This is a genomic window from Bradyrhizobium sp. SRL28 (genome assembly GCF_018596315.1).
GTDB lineage: Bacteria > Pseudomonadota > Alphaproteobacteria > Rhizobiales > Xanthobacteraceae > Bradyrhizobium.
The window spans coordinates 1-4,991 of sequence record NZ_JAHEAG010000116.1 but is presented as its reverse complement, the minus strand read 5'-3'; the positions used below and the strand labels follow the sequence as shown (position 1 = coordinate 4,991).

5 protein-coding genes are annotated in these 4,991 nt (G+C 59.0%); all 5 read left to right on the top strand.

The window, feature by feature from the left end:
- The first annotated feature begins 679 nt into the window (after positions 1–679).
- A complete protein-coding gene (locus KIP88_RS45280; RefSeq protein ID WP_308163839.1) occupies positions 680–1,132 on the top strand; it encodes a zinc-binding dehydrogenase in 453 nt (150 codons plus the stop codon).
- Between the two features lie 2 nt (positions 1,133–1,134).
- A complete protein-coding gene (locus KIP88_RS45275; protein WP_214494551.1) occupies positions 1,135–2,016 on the top strand; it encodes an alpha/beta fold hydrolase in 882 nt (293 codons plus the stop codon).
- Positions 1,994–2,185 (top strand): hypothetical protein, encoded by a 192-nt coding sequence (locus KIP88_RS45270; protein ID WP_214494550.1) that lies wholly within the window; start codon positions 1,994–1,996, stop codon positions 2,183–2,185. The genes KIP88_RS45275 and KIP88_RS45270 overlap by 23 nt, the downstream gene beginning before the upstream one ends.
- Before the next feature lie 646 nt (positions 2,186–2,831).
- Positions 2,832–3,626, top strand: a complete 795-nt coding sequence (locus KIP88_RS45265) for a phytanoyl-CoA dioxygenase family protein (protein WP_214494549.1) — start codon at positions 2,832–2,834, stop codon at positions 3,624–3,626.
- A 983-nt stretch (positions 3,627–4,609) separates the two neighbouring features.
- The coding region (locus tag KIP88_RS45260) for a class II aldolase/adducin family protein (protein WP_214494548.1) at positions 4,610–4,991 on the top strand (382 nt) is incomplete at its 3' end.

The following is a 4,991-nucleotide window of genomic DNA, read 5'->3' as shown; positions in this document are numbered from 1 at the left end:
CTGCGCACTCCGGCGTCCGCAGTCCTGCCTGGTATTACGCGCAAGAGCGTGTTCGACCTCTGCGAGGAGATCGGACTTTCGGCGTTCCACGCCGGCGATGCCGCAGTGGAAGTAAGTAACGCATCAATCCACCACGCTGCACTTACTTCGGCACGGAACCCGGTCAATCGGTCGATTGTACGAAGAAAGGAGGTGGCCTTAACCTCTCGACCCTGACGAACCAACTCTTTGATCTGCTCGGTCAGCTGCTCGCCGCTCCAGCCGCGAGCAAATGGGCTTCTTAACGGACGAGTAACGGTCGTGCGGGCGGCCAACTCTGGTTTCTGCGAAGGCGCAAATAGCGTGCAACACGGAGCGATGGGACGCTCTTTTCAGCCACCAGTATTATGAGCTCTGGGTGCTGTTCGAAGAATGGTTGGAATTCGCGGTGGCGCGATCCCCGGGTAGCATGAAGGTATCTGCTCAGGCTGCGAGGTCAATTGGCTGATCGATGGGTTTGGTGCGAGTGTCTGCCAGCTGCGATTTACTAAGCTCAGAAAATGCAATTGGATTCCTTTAGCTTCCGCAAAGCTTACCGAGAAACGAGAGATCTCATGCGCAATCTTCTGTTGACCGTTTTGCTCACAGCTGCGGTCCTGGTTGGCTTTGGATAGGCGTATTTGGGGATGTCCGGATCGCGGTGGACCGGCAGCGGGATAAGCTTGACCTCGCGGCTGTCGTCGGCGCGACGCATACGCTGCTCGCCGACGATTCAATCGGCGCGTTGCACTCCGAGATCGCCCAGGGCCGGGGCGCCGATTGCGTGATCGAAGCCGCGGGGAGTCGCGCTGCGTTTCGTGCAAGCGTCGAGATGGTGCGGCCCGGCGGCCAAGTCGTTTGGCTCGGTAAGCTGCCTGTCAACGACGAGCTGGCGTTCCGCTGGGGCTCACTAATGGGCGAAAAGCGCATTGTGCGGTCGAGCTATGGCGGCGCCGATCCATCGCACGATTTTCCGCGGCTCGCGAACGCATATCTTGACGGCTCGCTCAAGCTCGACGAATACGTCACGTCGACGATTGCGCTCGCCGATGTCAACGCCGGACTCGCGCGCCTCGCCGCTGGCGACGAGATCCGCTCGGTGATCGAGTTCTGACGATGGCACATCCGCCGCTCGCGCCGGGCTGGATCGACGCGCCGCATCACGTTGCGTCGCTCGGGCGTTTGCCGCTCGAATCAGGCGACGCGATTGACGATCTCCGCATCTCGTACGTCGTTCACGGTTCGCTTAATGATCGCGCAAAGCCGGTGATCTTCGGACTGTGCGCTATCGGCAGCACGCACCATCGGCTGGATTTTCTCATCGGCCCGGGGCGGGCGCTCGATCCGTCGCGTCACACGATCGTCGTGATCGATGCGCTCGGGAACGGGCTGTCGAGCTCGCCATCGAATTCGCCGATGCAGCCCGGCGAGCGCTTCCCGCGCTTCACGATCCGCGACATGGTGACCAGCCAACGCATGCTCGCTTCACATCTGCGCATTGATGCGGCGCATGCGATCGTTGGGGCGTCCATGGGCGGCATGCAGGCCCTGCAGTGGGGCGTGTCGCATCCGGATTTTGCCGCGCGCCTCGTTGCGCTGGTGCCGATGGCGAAGACCACACCATGGTCCCAGGCGATAAATCGCGCGGGACGGCTCGTGCTCGCAAACGCGCGCGATCTGCCCACGCCCGAAGCGCGCTGGGGAAGCGTGGGTCACGGTGATGAACGTGTTCGCGCAGCGCTCGCCATCGCGGTTTGCCGCGGACGTCGCGGGCGCCGCGAACGACGGCGCTACGACCGATACGCTCGCGTGGCTTGCCGAGCGCACGCGCTTGATGGCTGCGCAACGGCACGATCCGCTCGATTGGATCTACCAGTCATATGCGTACGATGCGCACGATGTCGGCACGTCGCACGGGTTTGGCGGCGACACGCAGAAAGCGCTCGCATCAATTCGAGCGAGTACGCTCATCGCCGTGCCGTCGCTCGATCTGTATAATCCCACCGAGGCGGGCATGTGGGCGGCGCAGCAAATCCAAGGCGCCGAATTGCTGCGCCTGCCGTTCGAAAGCGGACATCTGGCCGCCTCGGAGGCGGAGCCACAGGCGGCCGCACAGCTGAACGACAAAATTGGCCGCTTTCTCCGCGATGACGAGCTCGCGCGCTAAGGCGACCGTGGCTGTACCGACCTGCCGCTTGGCGTACCCTTGGGGCACTCCGTACCGTCTTAACCTGCGAATCGTCAATTGCACATCGTGGTCGCAGGATGGCATCAAGCAAGATCCTAGCTTTGCTGCCTTGGCGACCTTGCAACTAACGGTCGCGTTAACGGTTATTGTCGTCGATGCGGAAGTTGCCTGCGGTGTTACGCAGGGGAGTTGAAAAGCCATGTCCCCCCAGCGGCTTGGTTGACCAGTCGACGCCTTTCGCTCTGTCACGGGCGACAGTGGAGTTGGCCGACATGTCCGCGTCATTCGAAAGTCATGCTCATCGGCTGCAGTTCAGCGGCCAGTGAGGTGGTTCAGCGTTCAGCACGAGCAGCGCATCTGTGACGCGCGTGGCCCTTGGTTTGCGCAGCCGAGCTGTACGATTAACAGCTCTGTGGGCTAAGCGCGGGTATGCTTCTTCCGATGTTTGGTCTGGTGGCGTCCCTTCACAGCCGTCGGGCGCACAACTTGCCGCTGTTTGATATGAAATCCGTCACAAGCGGGCTCAAAACGCTGGATTTGGGCGCCCGAAAGTAAAAATTGCACTAAATCAATATCGAACCGCGGTACGATCAAGTTCAATAGAACTAGTGAGGAGACGGCGTTCATGCCAAAAATGTTGTCCGCGGATCAAGTCGAACGTTTCCGCAAGGATGGCTACGTCTCGCCGGTCCGCGTGATCTCGAAGGAATGTGCGGCTGAGATCAGGCGGCGGCTTGAGGAATTCGAGAGGGGCACCGGAGCGCCGCTCAGCGGGCTCCTTCGTTTTAGGGCTCACTTGCTCTTTCCCTGGCTCAACGAATTGATCCGTGATGATCGGATTGTCGATGCCATCGAGGATTTGCACGGCGAGAACCTGTTGTGCTGGAGTACTGATTTTTTCATCAAAGAACCCTCTGACCCCTCCTTTGTCTCCTGGCATCAGGATTCGACGTACTGGGGTCTCTCCAGTCCCGATGTCGTTACCGCATGGGTCGCGCTTTCAGAAAGCAACAGGGCTAATGGAGCTCTCGAGGTCATCCCTGGCACGCACCTTAAGGACCAGCTTCCACATCGTAACACTTTTGCAAAAGAAAATATGCTCTCGCGAGGGCAGGAGGTCGCCGTCGAAGTCGATCCAAGCTTATCTGTGATGCTTGAATTGGAGCCGGGCGAGATGTCGCTCCATCACGTCCGCTTAATCCACGGCTCCGCACCAAACCAATCCAAGACTCAGCGTCGGGTCGGGTTCGCCATTCGCTATATCCCAACTTCGGTTCGCCGGATCGAGGGTGAGGGTGGGGCGTCCTTGGTGCGTGGAGTCGATACTTTCCGGACCTTTGTGCACGAGCCGATTCCGGAGTTTGATATGGATCCTAAGTGTGTCGAATTCCATAAAAAGTACACGAAGCTCATTGGATAGAAGTCCCCGAGAATATCCGGCTATGAGCAGCTGCCCGCCGCGCCCGGTTTGAAAAGCGATTTCAAATTGCGGGAAGGCGAATGATGGCGTGCCACGTTGATGAATGGAGTTGTGTGGAGTTCAGTCGAGTGGGTTTGGCGTTGCTCAGCGCTCACGGTTGCTCAGCGCTCACGATGGCGTAGTGTTGACATCGGACGGGCTTAGCTCGGGGCGACATCGTGTCAGGAGCCCGGGAAATCTCAAGCCTCACATCAGCAAGTGGTGGAGCTATTCTGATCAACCGGGAGTGCGTCATGACCAGCGCATACGCGATCGTGTGACGTCAGGTCGCGCCGATCAACTGTGTTTGGGAAGGGGCTGGCCTGGCCTACAATTAAGTGACGGTTTGAAAGGCGGTGCCCACACAGCGATCGCGTAAAAGCTGATCGCCTTTTTGAACTGCGGTCAGGTTGCTATTGGCATGATGCGTTATATCGGCTTGATGCTTTAAAGCTCAGATCGCATCTCTGGTGCGCGGCAAATCCGGAGATCGAGGCGTGGCGGGAAAAAGCTGCGCTTTCTTCCGATCGGCGCAGAATTTCAGAATTTGCGGGGGGCCAAAATCAGAGAACCTCGGCTTTAAGGACCGATACCATTCAAGCGAGATTTGGCGTGAAGCGTGAAGCTAGCTTGAGGAAGGACAGGGCCGGTCTGATAGATTGCGGTGCTTGGTCGTGTGCGACGGGCGGTTTTGCATTCTCACGGCGCGGTACCTCACGTTATGGGGCATCGGCGTGTCGAGGGCACCTAGGGGCCCACTGCTCCGCGGAATTAGGTGGCCTGATGGTCTAAAGATTTGGAGATGCTCATCACCTTGTCGCTGAACCTGAATTTATCAAGAGAGCCTTCGAGCAGGCGGGGCAGGCTGTGTCGGGCTGCGCTGGACGCGTCTTATGCGCTCAGTGCTTTGAGATCGTCGTGGCATGGCTTGAGCTGGGTGAGACATGCGTAGTTTCGAGCGCGAGGAGCGGGAGATCAGCTGCGAACTGGTTGGGGCCCAGCTGCCGATCGCACATTTGGGCATGCATGAACTGATTGCGCCCCATCTATCGGCGCGTTTGCCTGGCAGGGAGCAGCATCTCCTCCCCAATCGGTACGATATCATGTTCGACGAAGCCGCAGCCTTAGGCCTCCTCGTCGTCCCTTCCGAAGGGCATCCCCTCGAAGAGGAGGAAGATTCTAAAATCAATAACACTACGGTTGCGATCGATTCTACCGTGCACATGAGTCGCAACGACGCCCAATGCGATGCGCAAGCATACTCCTGCCCCCAAAGCGGTGGCTGCGCCGGAGCCGGAACTGCTGCCATTGAACCAGGCCTCGATG